General features: G+C 73.9%; 21 protein-coding genes, 1 tRNA gene and 1 pseudogene. 12 read left to right on the top strand and 11 right to left on the bottom strand.

Annotated elements, in window-relative coordinates; genetic code table 11:
• Window positions 1-97: 97 nt before the first annotated feature.
• A pseudogene (locus ACQY0Z_RS13690) lies at window positions 98-196 on the bottom strand (maleylpyruvate isomerase N-terminal domain-containing protein); the annotation flags it as partial.
• A gap of 58 nt (window positions 197-254) precedes the next feature.
• Window positions 255-860, bottom strand: a complete 606-nt coding sequence (locus ACQY0Z_RS13685; protein WP_254586755.1) for a hypothetical protein — start codon at window positions 858-860, stop codon at window positions 255-257.
• An 81-nt stretch (window positions 861-941) separates the two neighbouring features.
• Between ACQY0Z_RS13685 and ACQY0Z_RS13680 the strand changes: the two genes are divergently transcribed.
• Window positions 942-2,591, top strand: coding sequence for a hypothetical protein (locus ACQY0Z_RS13680; protein WP_254586754.1), 1,650 nt, complete (start codon window positions 942-944; stop codon window positions 2,589-2,591).
• On the opposite strand, the gene ACQY0Z_RS13675 is transcribed toward ACQY0Z_RS13680, so the two are convergent.
• On the bottom strand, window positions 2,545-4,614 hold the full coding sequence (locus ACQY0Z_RS13675; RefSeq protein ID WP_189904359.1) for a bifunctional glycosyltransferase 87/phosphatase PAP2 family protein: 2,070 nt from the start codon (window positions 4,612-4,614) through the stop codon (window positions 2,545-2,547). The genes ACQY0Z_RS13680 and ACQY0Z_RS13675 overlap by 47 nt on opposite strands.
• A gap of 390 nt (window positions 4,615-5,004) precedes the next feature.
• Between ACQY0Z_RS13675 and ACQY0Z_RS13670 the strand changes: the two genes are divergently transcribed.
• Window positions 5,005-6,432 (top strand): MFS transporter, encoded by a 1,428-nt coding sequence (locus ACQY0Z_RS13670; RefSeq protein WP_439812330.1) that lies wholly within the window; start codon window positions 5,005-5,007, stop codon window positions 6,430-6,432.
• Window positions 6,433-6,510: 78 nt separating this feature from the next.
• Entirely contained in the window at window positions 6,511-7,188 is a 678-nt protein-coding gene (locus ACQY0Z_RS13665) for an O-methyltransferase (protein ID WP_439812329.1), read from the top strand.
• Between the two features lie 24 nt (window positions 7,189-7,212).
• On the opposite strand, the gene ACQY0Z_RS13660 is transcribed toward ACQY0Z_RS13665, so the two are convergent.
• Window positions 7,213-7,605 carry an FHA domain-containing protein gene (locus ACQY0Z_RS13660; RefSeq protein WP_189904363.1) on the bottom strand — a complete coding sequence of 131 codons (393 nt, stop codon included), beginning with the start codon at window positions 7,603-7,605 and terminating at the stop codon, window positions 7,213-7,215.
• A 102-nt stretch (window positions 7,606-7,707) separates the two neighbouring features.
• On the opposite strand from ACQY0Z_RS13660, the gene ACQY0Z_RS13655 reads away from it, so the two are divergent.
• Complete coding sequence (locus tag ACQY0Z_RS13655) at window positions 7,708-8,157, top strand: DUF1992 domain-containing protein (RefSeq protein ID WP_189904366.1); 450 nt, start codon at window positions 7,708-7,710, stop codon at window positions 8,155-8,157.
• Here the strand turns inward: ACQY0Z_RS13655 and ACQY0Z_RS13650 are convergent.
• Both ACQY0Z_RS13650 and ACQY0Z_RS13645 read right to left on the bottom strand, forming a co-directional pair.
• On the bottom strand, window positions 8,146-8,901 hold the full coding sequence (locus ACQY0Z_RS13650; RefSeq protein ID WP_439812328.1) for a hypothetical protein: 756 nt from the start codon (window positions 8,899-8,901) through the stop codon (window positions 8,146-8,148). The two genes, ACQY0Z_RS13655 and ACQY0Z_RS13650, sit on opposite strands and share 12 nt — an antisense overlap.
• Window positions 8,902-8,906: 5 nt before the next feature.
• The gene (locus tag ACQY0Z_RS13645) at window positions 8,907-9,581 is read right to left on the bottom strand and encodes a hypothetical protein (protein WP_439812327.1); all 675 of its coding nucleotides are present in this window, start codon (window positions 9,579-9,581) and stop codon (window positions 8,907-8,909) included.
• A 177-nt stretch (window positions 9,582-9,758) separates the two neighbouring features.
• Here ACQY0Z_RS13645 and ACQY0Z_RS13640 point away from each other — a divergent pair, with 177 nt between their 5' ends.
• The gene (locus tag ACQY0Z_RS13640) at window positions 9,759-10,253 is read left to right on the top strand and encodes a GNAT family N-acetyltransferase (RefSeq protein WP_439812326.1); all 495 of its coding nucleotides are present in this window, start codon (window positions 9,759-9,761) and stop codon (window positions 10,251-10,253) included.
• Between the two features lie 32 nt (window positions 10,254-10,285).
• On the opposite strand, the gene ACQY0Z_RS13635 is transcribed toward ACQY0Z_RS13640, so the two are convergent.
• Window positions 10,286-12,376: a DHA2 family efflux MFS transporter permease subunit gene (locus ACQY0Z_RS13635; RefSeq protein WP_439812325.1), complete on the bottom strand. Its 2,091-nt coding sequence runs from the start codon at window positions 12,374-12,376 to the stop codon at window positions 10,286-10,288.
• An 818-nt stretch (window positions 12,377-13,194) separates the two neighbouring features.
• Here ACQY0Z_RS13635 and ACQY0Z_RS13630 point away from each other — a divergent pair.
• Window positions 13,195-14,406 carry a peptidoglycan-binding protein gene (locus ACQY0Z_RS13630; protein ID WP_439812324.1) on the top strand — a complete coding sequence of 404 codons (1,212 nt, stop codon included), beginning with the start codon at window positions 13,195-13,197 and terminating at the stop codon, window positions 14,404-14,406.
• Window positions 14,407-14,674: 268 nt separating this feature from the next.
• Here the strand turns inward: ACQY0Z_RS13630 and ACQY0Z_RS13625 are convergent, their stop codons facing one another.
• Together ACQY0Z_RS13625 and ACQY0Z_RS13620 are read right to left on the bottom strand one after the other, a co-directional pair.
• Window positions 14,675-15,343 carry an HAD family hydrolase gene (locus tag ACQY0Z_RS13625; RefSeq protein ID WP_189904376.1) on the bottom strand — a complete coding sequence of 223 codons (669 nt, stop codon included), beginning with the start codon at window positions 15,341-15,343 and terminating at the stop codon, window positions 14,675-14,677.
• Between the two features lie 177 nt (window positions 15,344-15,520).
• Window positions 15,521-16,102, bottom strand: coding sequence for a TMEM165/GDT1 family protein (locus tag ACQY0Z_RS13620; protein WP_019522494.1), 582 nt, complete (start codon window positions 16,100-16,102; stop codon window positions 15,521-15,523).
• A gap of 435 nt (window positions 16,103-16,537) precedes the next feature.
• Here ACQY0Z_RS13620 and ACQY0Z_RS13615 point away from each other — a divergent pair, with 435 nt between their 5' ends.
• From ACQY0Z_RS13615 to ACQY0Z_RS13600, 4 genes are all read left to right on the top strand, one after another.
• Entirely contained in the window at window positions 16,538-17,182 is a 645-nt protein-coding gene (locus ACQY0Z_RS13615; RefSeq protein WP_439812323.1) for an HNH endonuclease family protein, read from the top strand.
• 90 nt (window positions 17,183-17,272) lie between these two features.
• The gene (locus ACQY0Z_RS13610; RefSeq protein WP_439812322.1) at window positions 17,273-18,919 is read left to right on the top strand and encodes an alkaline phosphatase D family protein; all 1,647 of its coding nucleotides are present in this window, start codon (window positions 17,273-17,275) and stop codon (window positions 18,917-18,919) included.
• Between the two features lie 275 nt (window positions 18,920-19,194).
• The gene (locus ACQY0Z_RS13605) at window positions 19,195-19,647 is read left to right on the top strand and encodes a DoxX family protein (RefSeq protein WP_381725325.1); all 453 of its coding nucleotides are present in this window, start codon (window positions 19,195-19,197) and stop codon (window positions 19,645-19,647) included.
• A 269-nt stretch (window positions 19,648-19,916) separates the two neighbouring features.
• Complete coding sequence (locus ACQY0Z_RS13600; RefSeq protein WP_189904383.1) at window positions 19,917-20,516, top strand: DedA family protein; 600 nt, start codon at window positions 19,917-19,919, stop codon at window positions 20,514-20,516.
• 405 nt (window positions 20,517-20,921) lie between these two features.
• Here the strand turns inward: ACQY0Z_RS13600 and ACQY0Z_RS13595 are convergent, their stop codons facing one another.
• A complete protein-coding gene (locus ACQY0Z_RS13595; protein ID WP_189901549.1) occupies window positions 20,922-21,155 on the bottom strand; it encodes a DUF2277 family protein in 234 nt (77 codons plus the stop codon).
• A 109-nt stretch (window positions 21,156-21,264) separates the two neighbouring features.
• Here ACQY0Z_RS13595 and ACQY0Z_RS13590 point away from each other — a divergent pair, with 109 nt between their 5' ends.
• On the top strand, window positions 21,265-21,612 hold the full coding sequence (locus ACQY0Z_RS13590; protein WP_189901551.1) for a hypothetical protein: 348 nt from the start codon (window positions 21,265-21,267) through the stop codon (window positions 21,610-21,612).
• A gap of 59 nt (window positions 21,613-21,671) precedes the next feature.
• Here ACQY0Z_RS13590 and ACQY0Z_RS13585 read toward each other — a convergent pair.
• Window positions 21,672-21,743 (bottom strand) — tRNA-Val (locus ACQY0Z_RS13585).
• A gap of 220 nt (window positions 21,744-21,963) precedes the next feature.
• On the opposite strand from ACQY0Z_RS13585, the gene ACQY0Z_RS13580 reads away from it, so the two are divergent.
• Window positions 21,964-22,770, top strand: coding sequence for a DUF4097 family beta strand repeat-containing protein (locus tag ACQY0Z_RS13580; protein ID WP_254587680.1), 807 nt, complete (start codon window positions 21,964-21,966; stop codon window positions 22,768-22,770).
• The last annotated feature ends 28 nt before the right edge of the window (window positions 22,771-22,798 follow it).

Genomic DNA, 22,798 nt, shown 5'->3' with positions numbered 1-22,798 from the left:
CGGGGCCGCCGCCTTCGCCCGTCTCAGCCCAGGACCAACGGCAGCCGCACGGCGGGACCGCCCAGCACGGCTGTTTCGCCGGCCGTGGGTCGGCGGTGGTGCTCACCAGGGCCGCGGGGTCGGCCAGTCCGGCGGCCCGCCCGGCCGCGGAGCCCACGTCGTCCAGATGGAACCTCAGCAGCGCGGGGTCGCCGTACGGAAGAAGTCACCGGTCACCGTGTCGTCGCGCGCCATGCCCCGGACGGTAGGGCGCTTCAGATTTCCCCCACCGCCCGCAGCCACGCCGTGAAGTCCTCGATCAGTTCGGGCGGGTTGGCGGCCTCGGTGGCGTGGGCCTCCCAGCCGGGCCGGGCCATGTCGAAGACGACGACCGGCAGCGGCCGGCCCAGGACGCGCTCGATCACCCCGTCGGCGTGCAGATGGCGGGCCAGGTCGATCACGGCGTCGCGGAAGTGGGCGCGCAGCAGTCCGGCGCGGGCGGCCGTGTCCTCGTCGCGCAGCACCCGGTCCGGGTCGAACGCGCCGTCGTACCAGGCGCCGAGGGCGCGCACCTCCTCGACGTACACCTCGCTGCCGACCGGGTCCTCGGGGACGTTGCCGAGGGTCTCGAAGCCTTCGAGGAGCCAGTAGGCGTAGTTCCAGCGCGCCTCGCCGTCGTCGCCCGGGGTGTGCTCCCGCTCGTACCGGGTCTCGGTGTTGTAGCCGATGGCCACATAGGGGCGGCGGTCGTCGTCGTCCACCCGCCAGATGCGGAACGACAGGGCATAGATCTCGGGACGCAGGTCGGCGGGGAAGCGTTCCAGGACGCCGGCGGCCGCGGTGCGCAGATGGGCGAGGAAGGTCTCCGGTCGGTCGGTCATCGCAGGAGCATCCCATCCGTCAACGACAGTGGACGGCAGCCCCCTTGAGGAGTGAACGCGGGCACCGAGTATGACGTCCTCATGATCGTGCCCTCTGCCGACCTCACCCTGCTCCGGCGCCCGGACCCGGCCACGGAACGGAGCCACCCCTTCCGTTCCTTCTGCCGGCGTCGTCGTACACCGCTCCTGGCCACCCTCGCCGTGCTGCCGCTGTACGCGCTGTGGTGGGCCGTGCTGGCGACCGGTGGCGGCGACCTCGCCGCCCAGGACGCGTGGGCGGGGTTCGCGGGGCGGCACGGCTCGTCGGCGTACAACCTGTTCTGGTACGGCGGCATGCACACCGCCAACTACAGCCTGATGTCCCCGTACTTGATGGCGGCCGTCGGCGTGCGGGCGCTCACCGTGGCGTCCGGTCTCGCCGCCACCTGGATCGCGGCGGTGCTGGTGGAGCGGGTGGAGCCGCGCCGGACGCTCGCGCCGGCGCTGCTCGCGGCGCTCGGTCTGTGGGGCAACGTGGCCTCGGGGCGCACCACGTTCGCCCTCGGGGTGGCCTTCGGACTGGCCGCGTGTCTGTACCTCACCGGGCACGGGGGCCGGCAGAAACGTCTCGTCCTCACCGGCGCCTACGCCGCGCTCGCCACCATGGCGTCCCCGGTCGCGGGGCTGTTCCTCGCCGTCGTCGGGGCGGGCCTCGTCCTGGTGCGGCGGCCAGGACCCGCCGTCGCCCTGCTCGTCCCGCCCGCGCTGGTGGTGGGCGCGACCAGTCTGCTCTTCCCCTTCCAGGGCGAGCAGTTGATGCCCGCGGGCCGCATATGGATACCCGCGTCCCTGGGCCTCGCGGTCGCGGTGCTGTCACCGCCGGCCTGGCGGGCGGCACGGTGGAGCGGCGCGGTCTACGTGGCCGGGACCGTGCTCGTGTATCTGATCCCCTCCCCCGTCGGCACGAACGTCGAGCGGTTCGCGGAGTACGCGGCGCCCGTCGCGCTGATGGCGGCCCTGCTCGCGCAGCCCCGACTCCGGCCGGTGCGCCGCGCCCTGCTCGTGGCGGCGCTGGTGTTCTCCTCCGGGTGGACCGTCAAGAAGACCGTCGACGACCTGAAGGTGTCCACGGACGTCCCCGCCTGGGCGGCGCAGACGGACGGCGTCGTACGGGCGTTGGAGTCGCTGGGCGCCGACCGGGCGCGGGTGGAGGCGGTGCCCGCCCGCAACCACCGGGAGGCGGTGGCGCTCGCCCCGCACGTGCATCTCGCGCGGGGCTGGAACCGGCAGCTCGACATGGAGCGGGCCCGGCTGTTCTACGACGGCTCGTTCTCCGCGGCCACCTACCGCGCGTGGCTGGACCGGTGGGCGGTCGCGTTCGTGGTGCTGCACGACGGCAGGCCCGACGGGTACGCCGAGGAGGAGGCGCGGCTGGTGCGGGAGCGGCGGCCCGACTGGCTGGTGCCGGTCTGGCGGGACGCGCACTGGGAGGTGTTCCGGGTGCGGGACGCGGTGCCGCTGGTGTCCGCGCCGGGGTCGGTGGTGCGCACCTCCGGCGCGGAGCTGGTGCTGCGGGTGGCGCGGCCGGGCGCGGTGACCGTGCGGATCGCGTACTCGCCGTGGCTGCGGGTGGACGGCGGCGGGTGCCTGTCCCGGGCGGGCGAGTTCACCCGGCTCACCGTGTCCGCGCCCGGCGAGTACCGGATCAGCTCGGAGTACGGTCCCTCTCCGGCACCGGCGGCCCGCTGCTGACCTCCTTCGTCCCGGTCGCCTCGGCCACCGCCGTGACCGTGCGGGCCCGGGGCCCCTGGAACAGGTACGTCAGCCCGAAGCCGGCGCCGACGACGACCGCGCCGCCGGCCGCGTCCAGGATCCAGTGGTTGCCGGTCGCGACGATCGCGGCGGCCGTGAACAGCGGGTGCAGCAGCCCGAGGGCCTTCATCCACGCCTTGGGCGCGATGACCGCGATCACCACGCCGCACCACAGCGACCAGCCGAAGTGCAGCGAGGGCATCGCCGCGTACTGGTTGGTGAGCGCGGTGAGCGTGCCGTAGTCGGGCTTGGAGAAGTCCTGGACCCCGTGGACGGTGTCGATGATGCCGAGGTCCGGCATCAGACGCGGCGGGGCCAGCGGGTACAGCCAGAAGCCGACCAGGGCGAGCAGGGTGGCGAATCCGAGGGCGGAGCGCGCCCAGCGGTAGTGGACGGGGCGGCGCCAGTAGAGCAGGCCGAGCACCGTCAGCGGCACCACGAAGTGGAACGACGTGTAGTAGAAGTCGAAGAACTGCCGCAGCCAGCCGATCTCCACCACCGCGTGGTTGACCGCGTGCTCGATGTCCATGTGGAGCACGCGCTCCAGATCGAGGATCTGCTGTCCGTGCTCCTCGGCGCGGGCGCGGCCCGCCTCGTTGTCGCCGTCGATCGCGGCCAGCCGCACCTTGGCGTACCCGGCGTAGGTGACGCGGATGAGCAGCAGCTCCAGCAGCAGGTTCGGCCGGATCAGCACCCGCCGCAGGAACGGCAGCAGCGGCACGAACCCGAACCGGGCCGGCACGGGCGGGGCGTACGGCGTGGGCACCGGGTCGCGGAAGTACGGCGAGGTGCGGCTGAGGAACGGCACGGCGGTGGCGGCGGCCAGCGCGGCGAGCAGCACCACGTTGTCGCGCAGCGGGTGCAGGAACGCCATGTTCGGCAGCATCATCTTGGCCGGCAGCGTCATCACCAGGACGACGGCGACGGGCCACACCAGCCGGTCGCGGGCGCGCGTGCCGACCCGGCCGACGACGGTGAGCAGCACCCACAGCAGCTGGTGCTGCCACGCCGTCGGGGACACCGCTATGGCGGCGCACCCCGTGATGCCGACGGCGAGGAGCAGTTGGCCGTCGCGGGCGTAGTGCACGGCGCGCCTCAGGCCGAGCGTGACGACGACGGCGCCGAGCAGCAGGAACACGGCGATCTCCAGCGGGCCTGCGAGGCCGAGGCGGAGCAGCGCACCGTGCAGGGACTGGTTGGCGAGGGCGTCGGCGGGGCCGCCGAGCCCGACGCCCGCCAGGTGGTGCACCCAGTAGGCGGCGGAGTCCTGCGGCATGGCGGCCCAGGCGAGCGCGGTCGCCGAGGCGAAGGTGACGGCCGTGACGGTGGCGGCCTGGCGGCGGCCGGTGAGCCACAGCAGCGGCGCGAACAGCAGCAGGGTCGGCTGGAGGGCCGCCGCGACGCCGACGAGGACGCCGCCGGCCCGCTGGCCGTGGGCGACGAAGCAGCCGAGCAGGACGAGCAGCACCGGGATGATGCTGGTCTGGCCGAGCCACAGGGTGTTGCGCACCGGCAGGGACACCATGAGCAGGCTGACCGCGACGGGCGCGGCGAGCAGCGCGGTGCGCCGGCCGACCGGTTGAGGCAGGGCGCGGGCGGCGATCAGCGCCAGCGCCACCACGAGCAGCAGGGTGCCGAAGGTCCAGCCCCAGCCGAGGGTCTCCTCGGCCGATCTGGTGAGCGGTTTGAGGACCAGCCCGCCGAAGGGCGTGCCGGTGAACTCGGTGGAGTCGTAGAGGGAGCCGCTGACGTGCAGCACGCCCTCGGGGCCCACCCAGGTCTCCAGGTCGGTCAGGCGTTCACCGCTGGGGGTGGTGAGGACGAGGGTGACCTGGCGCACCGCGAGGACGGCGGCGAGCAGCCACAGTCCCAGGCGCGCCGCCCGCAGCCGTGCCCGGGCGCCGCCCACGGCCGTCGCGCCGAACGCCTCGGCCGTCCGCCCACTGTGTTCCGCATTCGCCACGCCTCGTCGGCCTCCCGCCCCGTTGTCGCCCCGCGCGTCCCGTGCGGGGGTCGTGCGTGCGCGGCCCCGCAGGGCGCGCACCCCTCGACGAAGACGCCGGACACCGCCGCTTCACCTGACGGCCCTCTCTCTTTTGTCCGGATGACGATAGTCCGCGCGGGATGCGGTTGCCTCGGGGCGACGCGAGAAGGATCACAACCGGCCACCCCCGGCGGAGATCGCCTGGATCGCGACGTTCCTGCGTATCCCGCATTTCCGTGCAGTATGCATCGATCCCCGTACCGTACGTAACGGGGGAAACGCCGCCTATCGTCGCTGGCTTCGGCCCGCCCGACAGTGCCGCCGCGCGGACCCGTCCCTGTTCCCGACGAAAGGCAGGCGAGCGAAGTCTTGTCGACTGCTCAGGTCGCCCATCACTCCGTCGCCCCCGGTCCCGCCGGTTCCCCCCAGGCCGGTGCGGCACAGGCACCCGACCCCTCCCTCGGTCCCCCGACGGTCACCGACCCCGCGCTGGTCAAGCGCGCCGTGAAGGCGGCCGCGCTCGGCAACGCCATGGAATGGTTCGACTTCGGTGTCTACAGCTACATCGCCGTCACCCTCGGCAAGGTCTTCTTCCCCACGGGCAACGCCACCGCGCAGCTGCTCTCCACGTTCGGCGCCTTCGCCGCGGCCTTCCTGGTCCGCCCGCTCGGCGGCATGGTCTTCGGCCCGCTCGGCGACCGCGTGGGCCGGCAGAAGGTCCTCGCCCTCACGATGATCATGATGGCGGCGGGCACCTTCGCCATCGGCCTGATCCCCTCCTACGCCGCGATCGGCGTGGGCGCCCCGATCCTGCTGCTGGCGGCCCGCCTGGTGCAGGGCTTCTCCACCGGCGGCGAGTACGCCGGCGCCTCCACCTTCATCGCCGAGTACGCCCCCGACAAACGGCGCGGCTTCCTCGGCAGCTGGCTGGAGTTCGGCACGCTCGCCGGATACATCGGCGGCGCGGGTCTGGTGACCCTGATGACGGCGCTGCTGTCCACGGACGACCTGCTCTCCTGGGGCTGGCGCATCCCGTTCCTGATCGCGGGCCCGATGGGCGTCATCGGCCTCTACCTGCGCATGCGCCTGGAGGAGACCCCCGCCTTCGCCGCCGAGGTCGCCAAGGCCGAGACCGAGCGGCCCAAGGTGCCGCTGCGCGAGACGGTCACGGGCCAGTGGCGCGCGCTGCTGCTGTGCGTCGGCCTGGTGCTGGTCTTCAACGTCACCGACTACATGCTGCTGTCGTACATGCCGAGCTACCTCACCAGCGAGCTGGGCTACGACGCCACGCACGGCCTGGTCGTCGTCCTCGGCGTGATGGTGCTGATGATGATCGTGCAGCCGTTCGTGGGCGCGCTGACCGACCGGGTGGGCCGCCGCCCGGTGATGGCGGCCGGCTGCGCGGGCTTCCTCGCGCTGTCCGTGCCCGCGCTGCTGCTGATCCGCGACGGCGGGCTGGTCGCGGTCGCCACCGGCATGGGCGCGCTCGGCCTGCTGCTCGTCTGCTTCACCGCGGCGATGCCGTCCGCGCTGCCCGCGCTGTTCCCCACCCGGGTCCGCTACGGCTCGCTGTCGATCGGCTTCAACGTCTCCGTGTCCCTGTTCGGCGGCACGACCCCGCTGGTGGTGACCGCGCTGATCGGCGCGACCGGCGACGTGATGATGCCCGCCTACTACATGATGGCGGCCGCCGTGATCGGCGGGTTCGCGGTGTGGCGCATGGCCGAGTCGGCCGGCCGCCCGCTGCCCGGCTCGCCCCCGTCGCTGGAGCCCGGGACACACCCGGAAAAGGTCTGACATCCCGGGGCCGCGCCCCGTATCTTCGACAGCCGATCCGGCCGGGCCGTCCGGCCGGCCCGGCGGAAGGCACCCTGCATGAGCGAGGCGCGGCTCTGGAACGCGGTGGACGACTACTTCACCGAGCGGCTGCTCGGCGACGACCCGGACGACGCCCTGACGGCGGCGCTGCGCGAGAGCGACGCCGCCGGCCTCCCGCCCATCGCCGTCTCCCCCCTCCAGGGCAAGCTGCTCCAGCTCCTCGCCCGGATCCAGGGCGCTCGGCGCGTCCTGGAGATCGGCACGCTCGGCGGCTACAGCACCATCTGGCTGGGCCGCGCGCTGCCCGCCGACGGACACCTGGTCACCCTCGAGTACGACCCCCGGCACGCCGAGGTCGCCGTCCGCAACATCGCCCGCGCCGGTCTCGCCGAGCAGGTGGAGGTGCGGGTCGGCCCGGCGCTGGAGTCGCTGCCGAAGCTCGCGGACGAGCAGCCGCCTCCGTTCGACCTGGTGTTCATCGACGCCGACAAGGCGAACAACCCGCACTACGTCGAGTGGGCGCTGCGCCTCACGGCGGCGGGCAGCCTGATCGTCCTCGACAACGTGGTGCGCGGCGGCCGGGTCGCCGACCCGGACAACACCGACCCGGACGTGCTGGGCACCCGCGCCGCCCTGGAGATGTTCGGCACCCACCCGCGGCTCGACGCCACCGCGGTCCAGACGGTCGGGGTCAAGGACCACGACGGGTTCGCGCTGGCACGCGTGGTGTCCTGAGCGGACGCAGGAGCCTGGGCGGGCTCAGATCTCGTGGTAGAAGCCCACGTTGACGCTGCGCGGGGCGGTGCGGTCCAGGATCACGGCCTCGCCGCTGCCGCCCCGGGGCAGCGGCACGGTCCCGCCGTACGCGACCGGCTGGGCGTACTCCCCGACGGTCAGCCGCACCTCCGACGACGGCTCGGGCAGCGAACCGCGCAGCCAGGTCAGCTGCCAGCTGCCGTCCTGCGCGCACTGGAACTCCAGGTGCACCCGTGACACGAACAGCCAGTCGTCCGGCGTCGCCAGCCGGCACAGGGACGTGTCCCGCCCCACCCGCAGCACGGTGCCCGGCTCGCTGGGCGCGTCGGCCATCAGCATCCCGGCCGTGGCGCCCGATTCCGCCGCTGACACCGCGGCCATGGTGAGTTCGAGCACGTGCGCTCCTCCTGAGAGGTCCTGGGGCCGGGACGGCCGGATCGGCCGCCCGCCGCCAGATGATAAAACGCCCGGCCGTACCGCGTCCGGCACAATGGGGTCATGACCGAGCGGAAGCCACCGGGTGTCTCCTTCGAGAGCTGGGTCGACAAGCAGATCCGCGACGCCGGGGCGCGCGGGGAGTTCGAACGGCTCGAAGGCGCCGGCCGTCCGCTGCCGCCCGAGATCGAGAGCACCTACGACGAACTGTGGTGGGTCAAGCGGAAGATGGTCCGAGAGGGCATGTCGGTGCTGCCGCCGACGCTGGCCCTGCGCAAGGAGGCCGAGGACGCCCTTGAGGCGGCCCTCGCGGCCCCCTCGGAACGGATCGTGCGGAAGATCCTCGCGGACATCAACGCGAAGATCAGCGACATGATGTTCAAGCCGCCGCCCGGCCCCCCGCTGGGCAAGAAGCCGTACGACGTCGAGGACGTCGTACGCCAATGGCGGGAGCGCCGGGCGGCGTCGGAAGGACGGGGCGGACCTGGCGGGCGGGGCGGCTCAGACGTGTAGCAGGCGCTCCGCGAGTTCGCGGTAGTCCCGCAGCGCGAGCCGCAGTTGCTCGGTGTCGGCGGCCGTGGCGGCGTCGCCCTTCTTCGGGTCGCCGGACGCGGGCGTCTTCCAATTCCGCGTGAGGGTGCGGCGGCGCTCGGTGAGGGCGTCGGAGAGCCGCTCGGTGATCTCGTGCAGGACGAGGTCGGCCTCCTCGACGGCGTCCCGCGGCCGGTCCACGAACCCGGCGACGGCCTGCCGCAGCTGAGCGGAGAGACGGTCGCAGGTGTCGTCGGCGAGGAGCCGGGAGTCGGGGCCGTGGTGCCCGTCGCCCTCGGTGGGGGTGCCGTGCGGGCCCGGGGTGTGGGCGCCGGTGCCGGCGCCCTCCGGGCGGGGCGCGCGGGTCCCGGTGCCGTCCGGGCCGGGGACGGAGGTCCGGTCGGACGTGCCGGACGTACCGGACGGCGTACCCGACGTACCGGCGGACGTGCGCTCGCCGGGCTGCGGGTGGGCCGCGACCAGGGGGCTCTCGGTGCCGGCGGAACCCGTACCGGAGCCGCGCGGAGCGTCCGTCTCGCCGAAGCCGACCGTGGAGTCCGCGCCCCCGCGGCTCGTGGAGGGCTCCGTCCTGCGGCCCGCCTCCGTCTTGTGGTCGAGCGTGGCCGCCTCGTGGCCGGGGTCCGCGGAGGCGGGGCCGGGCGCCGGGGCGTCGGGACCGTTGGGGATCCAGGTGTCCTGGGTGGTGCGACGGGGTGCCTCGGGCATGACGATCAGCTCTCCTTCGCCTGGCGGCGGTGCAGCAGCGACGGGGTGCGGTGACCGTCGCGGCGGGTGGCGGGGGCGGCCGTACGCTCGCCGGCGCCGGCGCGGCGTCCGCCGTCGTGGCGCGACGGCCGGACCAGTTCCTCGAACAGCGCCCGCGCCTCGACCATCGCCTCGCGCATGTCCTCCGTGCCCGCGGCGCCGTCGTGCGCGCCGTCCGGGTGGGCCTGCGCGACGCGGTGGACGCGGCGGTAGCCCTCGACATGGTGGGCGTGGTGCACGGACAGCGCCGCGACCTGCTCCTCGTACTGCCCTCCGGCGGGGAAGCCCCGCGTGCCGGCGAGTTCGGCGATCAGCCGGTCGGCCTCGGCGACCGCCTCACGCGGCGCGTCGACGAACCGCTCCTGGGCGGCCGTCCAGCGCGCCTCGTAGCGCTCACGCTCGGCCGGCTCCAGCGGCCGTACCCGCAGGGAGCCGTGACGCTCCACGCGCTCGGACAGCTCCCGCTCGGCGGCCTTGGTGTCCCCGTCGTGCCGGGTGACGGCACGCTCGTACTCGGGACCGAAGCGCCGCTTGAGGCTCGCGCCGTGTCGCGGGCCGCGTGCGCGCAGGGTCAGGACGGCCGCGACGGCGACAACGACCGCGACAATCACGATCAACGCAATGATCAGGCCAGTGGACATGAATGCCTTCCGGGGGTTCTCGTCCCAACCGGCACTCCTCGCGAGCCGGTTCGCACCAACGGGTTGCCCGTTGCACCGCGCACAAACTGCACGGCACAGACGCCCGGCCGGACGCGCGCGCCGTCCTGCGCCCAATTCGCTTGCGCCCAGGGCCGGTCGGGGGCGCAAAATGCGGCCATGACCTGGACCGTCGCCCCGGAACCCCCCGACTCGCCCGTCGCCCTCGCGCTCTGGCGGGCGTACTACACGGAGGTCAGCGACCGCTGGTACCTGCTGCACGAGGGGCGCGGGACCGACCCGGACGAGCTGGAGCGGGAGATCGCCGCGCAGTCGGGCGCCGACCTCGCACCGCCGCGCGGGCTGCTGCTGGTCGCGCGGTACGGGGGCGCGCCGGCGGGCAGCGCCGGGATCCGCCTGTCACCGGACGGCACGGCCGCCGAGCTGACGCGGGTGTTCCTGTACGAGGCGATGCGCGGCCGGGGCGGGGCGGCGCTGCTGGTGCGGGCCGCGGAGGAGGCGGCGCGGGAGCGCGGCGCGCGGCGGATGATCCTGGACACCCGCACCGACCTGGTCGAGGCGCGCGCCCTGTACGCCCGCCTCGGGTACGCCGAGACGGAGCCGCACAACGACGACCCGTACGCGGAGCACTGGTTCGCCAGGCGGCTGGTCTGAGACAGGGCCCGTCCGAGGCGGGCCCCCGCGTCTCAGCGCGCCGGGGCGGCCGCGTGGGCGCCCTGGGGGCGTTCGTCGCGGGAGCCGCACAGCTCGTCGTTGAGTTCGTGCACGAGCTGCACCAGGTCGGTCGGGCGGTCCGGCCCCCACCAGTCGCCCAGCAGCTCGGCCAGGGATTCCTCACGCGCGCGTGCCAGCCGTTCGGCGACCTCGCGGCCCTCGTCGGTGAGCACCATGTCGACGCCCCGGCGCACGGCGAGGTGCCGGCTCTCGACCTGCCGGGTGGCCTCCAGGACGACGTCCAGCGGGACGGGGTTGCGCTCGGCGAGCCGGGCGGGTTCCACCGAGCCGTGGCGGCGGATCCGCAGCAGCAGCCAGCTGGACGCGGGCAGCAGGTCGTAGCCCGCGCGGTCGGTGATCTTCCGGTAGATCTCCCGGCGCCCCTCGCGGGTGCCGAGCACCGACAGGGCGCGGCACACCTCGTCGTGCGAGGAGCGCTCCACCGGGTTGGGGGCGAGCGTCTCGGAGGCGTCGGGCGCGGTGACGGAGGCGCGCAGCGGTTCCTCCTTGAGGAACCAGGCCAGCACGAAGCCCAGCAGCGCCACCGGCACGGCGTACAGGAAGACGTCGGTGATGGCGGTCGAGTAGGCGTCGAGCGCGGCGGGGCGCAGGGGTGGCGGCAGGACGCCGATGCCGCGCGGGTCGGCCTCCAGCGTCCCGGGCGAGACACCGGGCGGCAGGTCCACGCCGCGGAAGGCGGCGCTGAGCTGGTCGCCGAGCCGGCCGGCGAAGATCGCGCCGAACACGGCGACGCCGAACGAGGCGCCGATGGAGCGGAAGAAGGTCGCCCCGGAGGTGGCGACGCCGAGGTCCTCGTAGGGGACGGCGTTCTGCACGATCAGCACCAGGACCTGCATGACCAGGCCGAGCCCGAGCCCGAAGACGAAGAAGAAGGCGCTCATCACCGCGTCGGAGCTCTGCCTGTCGAGCTGGTGCAGCAGCAGCAGTCCGACGGCGGTGACGGCGGTGCCCGCGATCGGGAACACCTTCCAGCGGCCGGTGCGGCTGACGATCTGCCCGGAGCCGGTGGACGCCAGCAGCATGCCGGCCACCATCGGCAGCATGTGCACACCGGACAGGGTCGGGCTGATCCCGTGCACCACCTGCAGGAAGGTCGGCAGATAGGTCAGCGCGCCGAACATCGCGAAGCCGACGATGAAGCTGATCACGGCGGACAGGGTGAAGGTCCGCACGCGGAACAGCTTCAGCGGCAGCACCGGTTCAGCGGCCCGGCGCTCCACCGCGACGAACGCGACGATCAGCACGGCGCCCAGCACCGCGAGGCCGATGATCTGCCACGAGGCCCAGGGCCAGGTGTTGCCGCCGAGGGAGGCGACCAGCACCAGGCAGGTGGCGACGGAGGCGATGAGCAGGGTGCCCAGGTAGTCGATGACGTGCTTGGTCGACCGGCGGGGGATGTGCAGCACGGCGGCGATGACGAGGAGGGCGACGATCCCGACGGGCAGGTTGACGTAGAACACCCAGCGCCAGCTGAGGTGTTGGGTGAAGAGGCCGCCGAGCAGCGGCCCGAGCACGCTCGTCGCGCCGAACACCGCCCCGAACAGCCCCTGGTAGCGGCCGCGTTCGCGGGGCGGCACCAGGTCGCCGACGATCGCCATCGACAGCACGATCAGCCCGCCGCCGCCGAGTCCCTGAAGGGCACGGAAGCCGATCAGCTGGGGCATGTCCTGAGCGGCCCCGCACAGGGCGGAGCCGACGAGGAAGATGACGATGGCGGTCTGGAAGAGGCGTTTACGGCCGTACTGGTCGCCGAGCTTGCCCCACAGCGGGGTCGCGGCCGTGGACGCCAGCAGATACGCGGTGACCACCCAGGACAGGTGCTCCAGGCCGCCCAGTTCGCTGACGATGGTCGGCAGGGCGGTGGAGACGATGGTCTGGTCGAGGGCGGCCAGCAGCAGGCCGAGCAGCAGCGCGCCGATCGACAGCCACACGCCGCCCGACACCTGGTCCGCGCCCTGCCCGCCGGCGGCCGCCGTAGCGTCCGGGGGCGCGGGCCGCGTACGTCCCGTTTCCGGCGCCGAACGGTGCGCGTCCCCGGCCATGCGGACCTCCAGAGGTTCTCGTATCCCCCCCATCGTGATCGGTGTGTCCCGTTATGGCCTGTCGAGTCCGGGCGGAACTCTGCATTCCGGGGGCGCGCGGACCGGAGTGTGAAGAAGATCTGCATAATCTCTGGAGTTCGCGAGGGGAGGGACGACACGTGGACCAGCCGAACGGGCACCCGTGCCCGGAATGCGGTGCGCCCAGGCACGCCGACCACACACCGACGTGCGCCTGCACCCGCCGCGCCGCCGACGCCCTCCGCGACACCCGCACGGCGGAGGCGGCGGCCGCGGAGGACTTCGATCCCCTGCGGATACGGCCGTACGTCGACCTGAACGGCACTAGCCCGGACGGGTTGCCGGAGGCAACGAAGGGGACGCCCTCACCGTCGGGGACGCCTCGGGCGACGGCGCACGGCGGTGCGCCGACGGACGCGGCCGCGACCCCTGGGCCGCACCCCGAAGCCGCGAGCCCCTCCGCACACGACGGCCCCACCCCCTCCGGCGCGACCCCCGCGCACGGGACGCGCCCTGCGGGAGGCCCGGCGGCCCACGAGTGGCCGCCCGCGACGCCCGGGACGCCTCGGGCGACGGCGCACGGCGGTGCGCCGGCAGACGCGGCCGCGACCCCTGGGCCGCACCCCGAAGCCGCGAGCCCCTCCGCACACGACGGCCCCACCCCCTCCGGCGCGACCCCCGCCAACGGGACGCCGTCGGCGCAAGGCCCGGCGGCCCGCGCAGGGACCCCCGCGCACGAGGATCAGCGAACGACGGCGGCTCGGGCCGGGAGCGAGCGGCCGGGGTCGCCCGACGCCACGATGACCTTGAAGGCGCTCGGCCCGGACGCCGCGACGCAGGGTAGGGCGGCACGCGACTCGGCGGCAGCCGCAGGCACCGGAGCGGCAGCCCACGCGCAGGCCACGCACACCGGCAACCCTGACGGCACCGGGAACCGCGCCTCCTCACCCGGCGGACAGCAAGCCTCGGCGGCGGTCGCAGGTGCCGCAGGCACCGGAGCGGCAGCCCACGCGCAGGCCACGCACACCGGCAACCCTGACGGCACCGGAAACCGCGCCTCCGCGCACGGCGGACAGCAGGCCCCGGCGGACGCCGGCGGCTCGGCGGAAGCTGCCACCAGCGCCGACGCGCCCCCCACCGCCCGGCCGCAGGCCGAGGCCGGAGCCGCCGCGCCCGACGCCACCATGGCCCTGCGCGCCGTCCGCCCCGACGGCGCGGCTCCCGGCGGAACCGCGTCCGACGACGACCGCACGTCCGTCCTCCCCACCCCCCTCGCCCCCGGCACCGCGCAGCCGAATGTCGACGATCTCGGTCTCTTCGACGACGCCACGCGCCCCCTCAGCGCGGTGTCCGCAGGGGCGCCGGCCCCGCGCCCCGAGGCCACCGCACCCCACAGCCGCGGCTCCCGCCGCCGGCGCGGAGCCCTCATCGCCGCGTCCGGCGCCGTCGTGGCCGTACTGGGCGCGGCCGGCTGGGCGAGTGGGCTGTTCTCGTACGAGACGCCGTCGCGGGACACCGCCGCGCCGGACGACGTCAGGGCGAGCGTGCCGGACGCGTCGTCGGAGGAGCCCGCGGCGGAGCTGTCCTCCGAGGCCCCGTCCGCCTCCCCCAGCGCGTCCGCGTCGGAGTCTCCGTCCGCGAGCGCGTCCGGGTCGGCCTCGCCCTCGGCGTCGGCCTCCGCACCGAGCGCGTCCGCGACCGCGAGCGCCGAGCCCTCGGCGACCCCGTCGCCCGGCGCGGCGTCGTCCGCGCCCGCCGTGGCCCCGGAGCCGGAGGAACCGGTCGACACCGCGCCCGTGCTGCGGCGCGGCGACCGGGGACCGGAGGTCGTCGAACTCCAGCAGCGGCTGCGCCAGGTGTGGCTGTACCAGGGCGACGCGGACGGCCGGTACAGCCGCCGGGTGGAGGAAGCCGTGCGCCACTACCAGTGGCAGCGGGGCATCAACGAGGAACTGGGCGTCTACGGCCCGCAGACCCGCGCCCGCCTGGAGTCGGAGACCCGGACGCCCTGACGGGCGGCCAGGGCGCCCGAAGCCGCTTGCCAGGGCCTGTCCCGCGGATCAAGCCGAAGACCCGGGGTCCGGCACGCCCCTCCCCGCCTGGACCGACGCGGGAGCACCCCCACCGGCGGCGGGCCCTCGACGCTCCGCTCCGGCTTGAACCGGCTTGATCCGCCGGCCCCGAACACCCTGACGGGCCAGGGCACCGCCTTGACGGGCTCGGGCGCCGCCTTGACGGGCCCGGGCGCCGCCTTGACGGTCTCGGGCGCCCAAACCGCCGTCAGGCGGAGACATGCAGCAGGATCGTCCCCTCCGCCGTCCGCTCCACCCGTACCTGGGTGAGGTCGCGGACGACGACGTCCGGCTGGTGGAAGCCCGCGCGCGGGCCGATGCCGACCACCCGCATCCCGGCGGCGCGCCCCGCGGTGATCCCCGCGCCGGAGTCCTCGAAGACGACGCAGTCGGCCGGGTCGACGCCCAGTTCCGCCGCGCCCTTCAGGAAGCCCTCCGGGTCGGGCTTGCTCGCGCCGACCGACTCCGCCGTGATCCGCACCGCGGGCTGTTCGAGCCCGGCGGCGGCCATCCGGGCCGTGGACAGGGCGACGTCCGCCGAGGTGACGAGCGCGTGCGGCAGCCCGTCGAGGGAGGCGAGGAACTCACGGGCGCCCGGTATCGCGACGACGCCCTCGGTGTCGGCGGTCTCCTCCGCGAGCAGCCGGGCGTTCTCGGCGTAGTTCTGCTCCATGGGCCGGTCCGGCAGCAGCAGGGCCATGGAGGCGTAGCCCTGCCTGCCGTGCACCACCTTCATGACCTCGTCGCCGTCCAGCCCGTGGCGTTCGGCCCAGCGGCGCCAGATGCGCTCGACGGAGGCGTCGGAGTTGACGAGGGTGCCGTCCATGTCGAGCAGGAGGGCGCGGGCGGGGAGTACGGCGGTGGTGGTGGCCGTCATCGGCTGCTCCAAGGCGGGGGTACGGGACCGTGGAGGCGGTTCCCGGGCGGGACAGAGCGGCCCCGCCCGCCGGTCAGGGGAAACGGGCGGGAGCCACTTTGTTCAACCACGGTACAAAACGAACCCGGTTTCCCGCCACCGCCTCCACGGGGTGTTCACCAGCGGGACCGGCGCGCGTCACCCGGCGACCGCCTCCCACAGGCTCCACACGCCCAGGCCCAGCATGAGCAGCGCGGCGATCCGCGTGATCAGCTTCAGCGGCACCCGCTTCATCAGCGCCTTGCCGCCGACGATGCCGAGACCGGCCACCGCCCACAGCGCCAGCACGGCGCCCAGGCCCACGGAGAGCGGGTCGTCGTAGCGGGCGGCGAGGTTGGCCGTCATGATCTGCGTCAGGTCGCCGAACTCGGCGACCAGGATGAGCATGAACCCGGCCCCCGCGACCTTCCAGAAGGACTGGTCCTCGGGCTTGCGGATCTCCTCCTCGTCCTCGTCCTTCTTGAGCAGCAGCATCGCCGCGCCCGCGAGGAAGAGCACGCCCGTGAGCGCGTGGACGAGCTGCTGCGGCAGCAGGGTCAGCACACTGCCCGCCGCCACGGCCAGCGCGACGTGCACCGCGAAGGCGGCGGCGACGCCGGCGAAGACGTACGAGGCGCGGTAGCGGGTGCCGAGGACGAGACCGGCGAGCGCGGTCTTGTCGGGCAGTTCGGCCAGGAAGACGACGCCGAAGACGACGGCCGTCACGGTCAGGCTGATCAACGGTTCCTCAATCGGTCGGGGCCGCCCCGCCGAGAGTGATGGGCTTGCGCGCAAGACACCTCGGCACGGCAGCACACTCGGCGCCCGCACCGTACGGCGCGGGCGTGCACTGCTTGCCGAAGGTCTCGCCGGCAGGACCCGTGACGGGTCTGCCTCCGGGCGCCGGCTCAGGCGGGCTGAGCAGTATGTCGACGGTCCGGCACAGGGCTACTCCCCTTCTGCGCCGTCCATCGTACGGGAGGTACCGCCGGACCCCGGAAACGGCCGCCGGACCGGACCGCCCGCACCGCCGTACGCGGAAACTTCACACCTGAACCATAGACGTGTCATGAGCGCGTCATTAACTTCTTACCGGACCCTCGCCTCCCGGCAACACGGCGCCGCGAGCATTCCCCTGCACGCACGCCAACGCCCGCACCCCACAAGGGAGTTCGCATGTCGAAGTTCTACGCGCGTCGACGGCTCAGCATAGCCGCGGCGCTCACCGGACTCATAGCCTCCGCCGGTCTCTTCAACGCCCCGGCCGCCTCAGCCGCCCTCCCCACCCCCGTGAGCGCCGCCACAGCCCGCAGCTACCTCGCCACCCTCCCCGTGCGCACCGAGAGCCGGACCGGCTACGACCGCGACCTGTTCCCCCACTGGATCACCATCAGCGGCAGCTGCAACACCCGCGAGACGATCCTCAAGCGCGACGGCACCAACGTCGTCACCGACTCCGCCTGCGCCGCCACCAGCGGCAGCTGGTACTCCCCGTACGACGGCGCCACCTGGTCCGCCGCCTCCGACGTGGACATCGACCACATGGTGCCGCTCGCCGAGGCCTGGGACTCCGGCGCGAGCTCCTGGACCACCGCCCAGCGGCAGGCCTTCGCCAACGACCTGACCCGGCCGCAGCTCCTCGCCGTCACCGACAACGTCAACCAGTCCAAGGGCGACCAGGACCCCGCCACCTGGATGCCGTCCCGCACGGCCTACCGCTGCACCTACGTCCGCGCGTGGGTCCAGGTGAAGTACTACTACAACCTGGCGGTCGACTCGGCCGAGAAGTCCGCGCTGCAGGGGTACCTCAACAACTGCTGACGCGGCACGGTCCCGACCGCCGGGTGCGCCGATCTCCCCGGCGGCCTCCGTCGCTGCGTACCGTACGGGGCGACGGAGGAAGGGGTCACCATGGCCGGACTGCGGCTCGGACCGCTGCTGAGGTACGTCGACGGGTCGTCCGCGACCGTCTGGGCGGAGACGGACGGCCCGGGCACCGTGGAGGTGCGCTGCCCGGACGGCGCCGGAGGGACCTCCGGCACCTTCCAGGTGTGCGGACACCACTACGCCCTGGTCCGGGTCACCGGCCTCACCCCGGGCACGTCCACCCCGTACGAGGTCCACGTGGACGGCGATCGCGTGTGGCCGCTCGCCCGGGAGCCGTTCCCGTCGTTCCCGCCGTCGGTGATCCGCACCCCGGCCGGCGACGACCGGGCACGCATCTCCTTCGGCTCCTGCCGCTGGGCCTCCCCGCCCACCGGCGAGCCCGACCCGGTGGGTCCCGACGCCCTGGACGCCCTCGCCAAGCGCATCGCCGCCGACCCCGAGGGCGAACGCCCCGACGTGCTGCTGCTCCTCGGCGACCAGGTGTACGCCGACGAGACCTCCGACGCCACGAAGGAGTGGCTGGCCGCACGCCGCGACCTGAGCGAGCCGCCGGGCAGCCAGGTGACGGACTACGAGGAGTACACCCACCTCTATTACGAGTCCTGGCTCGACCCGCAGGTGCGCTGGCTGCTCTCCACCGTCCCCACCTGCATGATCTTCGACGACCACGACGTCATCGACGACTGGAACACCTCCGCCTGCTGGGTCGAGGACATGCGCGCCACGTCCTGGTGGCACGAGCGGGTGCTCAGCGGGCTGATGTCGTACTGGGTGTACCAGCACCTGGGCAACCTCTCCCCCTCCGACGTCGAGACCGACCCCCTCTACGCCGCCGTACGGGAGACCCCCGACGGCACCGGCGCGCTGCGGGACTTCGCCACCCGGGCGGAGGCCGACGCGACCGCCGTGCGCTGGAGCTACCGCCGTGACTTCGGCCGGGTCCGGCTGGTCATGGTGGACAGCCGCGCGGCCCGGGTGCTGGAGGAGGGGCGGCGCTCGATGCTCGACCGGGACGAGGCCGACTGGCTGCGCGCCCAGGTCTCCGACGACCGCGGCTCCTACGACCATCTGCTCGTCGGCACCTCCCTGCCCTGGCTGCTCCCCCATCTCGTGCACGACGTCGAGGAGTGGGACTCCGTGCTGTGCCGGGGCGACAAGGGGCCGCGCTGGGCGCGGCTCGGGGAGAAGCTGCGGCGCGCGGCGGACCTGGAGCACTGGTCGGCGTTCCCGGACTCGTTCGCCGAGCTGGCGGAGCTGCTCGCCGACGTGGGCAGCGGCCCGGACGCGCCCGCCACGGTGTGTGTGCTGTCCGGGGACGTCCATCACGCCTATGTCGCCGAGCCGAGCTGGCCCGGGCGGGCGCAACCCGATGCGCGGGTGGTGCAGTTGACCTGCTCCCCGGTGCACAACTCCATCCCGGCCTCGATGCGGGTGGGCTTCCGGTTCGGCTGGAGCGCGGCCGCGCGGTCCCTTGGCCGGGTGTTCCGACGGCATGGCGGTCTCGGGCAGCCGCCGGTCGGCTGGCGCAGGACGGGCGGGCCGTGGTTCGGCAACCAGCTCATGACGCTGGCCACGCGCGGGCGTTCGGCGGTGCTGCGGCTGGAGCACGCGCAGGAGGAGCGGGGCGGCGTGCGGCTGCGGCGGGTGATGGAGCGGCAGTTGAGCCGCTGAGCCGCTTAGGCCCCCGGGTGCCTGTGAGCCCGCTGTGCGGCGGGGGGTGGTTCCGGTCATCCGGGTGATCAAGGGGGTGCTCCGGGGTGCGCGGTGACGTGCGGCGCGAGCCCTCGGAGGCACGCGGGAGGAGGTCAAAAGGGACCCGAGCCGTGGCCAAATGTTGAACTTGCAAGCAAGATTTAGGCACACCTAACGTGGGTCTCCGACTCGGTTCCGCCCCCCCCTGGACCGGCCTCATCCGGGGGCCGGCCCGACCGAAGGAGACACCCCCCATGAACGGACGCCTCACCAGCGCCCAGCCCTATGCGCTGGGCCTGTTCCGCATGGTCGTCGGCCTGCTCTTCGCCTGTCACGGCGCCGTGTCCCTGCTCGGCCTGTTCGGCGGCACGGACGGCAACGGCTCCACCGTCGAGACCGGCGCCTGGCCGGGCTGGTACGCCGCGGTCATCGAGCTCGTCGGCGGCACGCTCGTCCTGCTCGGGCTCGGCACCCGGGCTGCCGCGTTCATATCGTCCGGCGCGATGGCGTACGCGTACTTCAAGGTGCACCAGCCCGAGGCCCTGTGGCCCATCGAGAACCACGGCGAGAGCGCGGCCATGTACTGCTGGGCCATGTTCCTGCTGATCTTCACCGGCTCCGGGGCCTTCGGGCTGGACCGCCTGCTCGCCCGTCGCGCCTCCGCGCGGGACGGACGGCACGCGGAGCGCACGCCCGTCACCGCCTGACCGTCCTACCGCTTCACCGCACGCACCCGCACGACCGCCGACGCCTCCCCACGGCACCCGCCTCCCCGACGGCACCGAGTCGCACACGGCGCCCCCCGCATACCCGCGGGGGGCGCCTTCGCGTTCGGAGGCACATGAACCCCCCGTGACCCTTCTGTCACTTACCGGGCGTACGCTCTATGGCTGTCATAGGCCTCTCCTGCCACTTCTGCCGCCTCCACCGCGACAGCGCGGCAGCACGGGCCCACGGGGGCGTACGGGGAGTGCGAGTGGACAGTGTCGGGTCGCTGGTCGGCAGCCCGTGGATCTACGCGGTGGTGGCCCTGTCGGTCCTGCTCGACGTGTTCCTCCCGGTGCTGCCCAGCGGGGTGCTGGTGATCACCGCGGCCACCGCGGCCGCCGCGAGCACCGCCGCCTACGTGCCCGACATCCTGGTGCTGACGCTCTGCGCCGCGACCGCCTCCGTCCTCGGCGACCTGGTCGCCTATCGCCTCGCCTGGCGCGGCGGCGCCCGTCTGGACCGGGCCCTCGCCCGCTCCCGCCGGCTGCGGAGCGCGCAGGAACGTCTCGGCGCGGCGCTGGCCCGGGGCGGCGGCGGCCTCGTCGTCCTCGCCCGGTTCGCACCGGCCGGCCGCTCGGTGGTCTCCCTCGGCGCGGGCGCCGCCCGCCACCGCGCCCGCGACTTCCTCCCCTGGTCGGCCCTCGCCGGCCTCACCTGGGCCGGGTACAGCGTCGCCCTCGGCTACTTCGGCGGCCAGTGGCTCGGCGCGACATGGCTGGCGGCGGCGGTCTCGGTGATCGCGCTGTTCGCGGCGGGAGCGGGGGCGGGGTATCTGATGCGGAAGCCGCAGCCTTCGGAGGCACGGTAGCCCACGCCCTCCGGGGCGGACCCGGTCCCGGCCGCTCGGCGGCCGAGGGTGTCTTTCGGCGGCCGGAGGGCTCGGCTTGCGCCGCGAGGGGCGTGGTTCAGCTTGCGACCGGAGGGCGTCTCTCAGCTTGTGCCCCGGGGGGCGTCGTTCAGCTTGCGCCGCGTGGGACTAGTCCAGCTTGCGACCCAGAGCCGGCAGCCCGCGTCACCCGCTCGGTGCCCCAGCGGGGGCGGCTCGGCAGGCGGGCGCGCCGCTCGGCCCGTCGACCCGGCGGGCCGGGGGGCCGGGGGGGCCGGGGGGGCCGGGGGGCCGGGGGGCCGAGGGCCGACGGCCCGGAGGCGGTGAGGGCCGGCGGGCAGAGCACGGACGGGCCGGCGGGAACCGTCCCGCAGCCGAGGGCGTCGGTCAGCCGGCCGGTTGGCGCGCCGGGGCGCCTCGGACCTCCAGGTTTTCCAGCAGCTCCGCCGTGGCCGCGGCGATCGCGTCGACCGCGTGGTCGAACACCTCGCGGTTGTGGGCGGCCGGCGCCCGGAAGCCGGACACCTTCCGTACGTACTGCAGGGCGGCGGCCCGGATGTCCTCCTCCGTGGCCTCCTCGGGGAGCGCGGGCGGACGCAGGGTCTTGATACTCCGGCACATGACCCCAGTCTCGCGCCTCCCGCCACCCGGGGCCACGAAGGAGTGAATACCGCCCCGGAGACCCCGGAACACCTCGCCACCCAAATTCGAACAGGCGTATCATTGGGCCGTGGCTGCGACCTATGACTTTCCGAGTGACCTCCTTGCCGGTCAGGAGGAACTGCATCAGGTCCGGGCCGAGCTGTCGGCCCTGCTGAAGCGGCTCCCCTGGTCGGTCGAACCCCTCGACGGGTTCAGCGACGACAACGGCTGGCGCAAGGTCGAGCGCCCCGCCTCGCCCGGCTGGAGCGAGGACGAGCAGGCCGAGGTCGAGAAGCTCCGGCGCCGCGAGCACGAGCTCGCCGTGTTCGTCAGCACCCACCGCTACTGGTCCGAACTCACCGGCTCCGACCGCGTGCACGCGCGCTCCGCGCTGAAGCACGCCCACGAGACCACGGACGAGGAGGCGTCGCCGTAGCAGCACACCCCCCGACGGCACAGGGCCCCCGGAGCATGCTCCGGGGGCCCTGTCGTGTGTGGGCGCGGACGGTTTCGAACCGCCGACATCCTGCTTGTAAGGCAGGCGCTCTACCCCTGAGCTACGCACCCGTGACCCGTGCTCACGCCCGGGTCGAGTGGACAGACTACATGGCCGGGGTCACGGTCCCGCAAACCCCGTACGCCCCGGCACGGGGGATATCCCCACCCCGGATCCGCCGGTCGGCCGGATCCTCTTCAGGCCCCCGTCTCCGTACGGTCGAAGACGTCCGACGCCGCCGCACCGCGCGGCCGTCCCACCCGTCAGCCGTACGCCCAGGGGGAGCCCGTCATGACCGCCACCGCCCGCACCACCTCACCCGCCCGTACCTCCCGTCGCCTGCGGACGCGCACCCTCGCGACCGCTGCGGCCGCCGTGGTGCTCGGCGGGGCGTTGAGCGCGTGCGGGGCGTCGGCGGCGGACGACGACGAGCCCGAGCGCCGCGCCTTCGACCTGCCCGGCGCGAGCCTGACGATCGACTCCGACGACTCCGCCCTGGAGATCGTCGCCTCGGACGAACAGCCGGAGGGCGCGATCGCGGTCACCCGCTGGTTCCGGGGCAGCGTCGCCATCGGCTCGGACCCGAAGGTCACCTGGTCCATGGACGGCGACCGGCTGGTGCTGCGCGAACACTGCTCGGGCGTCGTCGCCGACTGCTCCACCAAGCACCGCGTCGTGGTGCCGCGCGGCGTCGCCGTCACCGTCGAGAACGACGACGGCAGCGTCCGGGCCGAGGGCTTCCGCGACGCGCTGACCGTCCGCACCAAGGACGGTTCGGTCCGTGTCACCGACACCAGCGGCCCGCTGGAACTGCGCAGCGGCGACGGATCGGTGCGCGCCGAGGTGTCCTCCCGCACCGTGCGCGCCCACAGCGGCGACGGCTCCGTGCACCTCGTCCTCACCGCCGTGCCGGACCGGGTGGAGTCCCGCAGCGGCGACGGTTCGACGACCATCGACCTGCCCCGCGGCGCCTACAAGGTGGACACCTCGACGGGCGACGGCGCCGAGGACGTGACCGTCCCGCGCGACGACTCCAGCTCCCATGTGGTGACCGCCCGCACCGGCGACGGCAAACTCACCGTCCGCACGGCGAACTGACGGGCCCGTGTGTTCGTCCTGTACCGGT

This window comes from Streptomyces sp. P9-2 (assembly GCF_051903975.1).
In the GTDB taxonomy this organism is placed as follows: domain Bacteria; phylum Actinomycetota; class Actinomycetes; order Streptomycetales; family Streptomycetaceae; genus Streptomyces; species Streptomyces cellulosae.
Note: the sequence above shows the minus strand (reverse complement) of the source record. Positions and strands in the feature narration are given on the sequence as shown.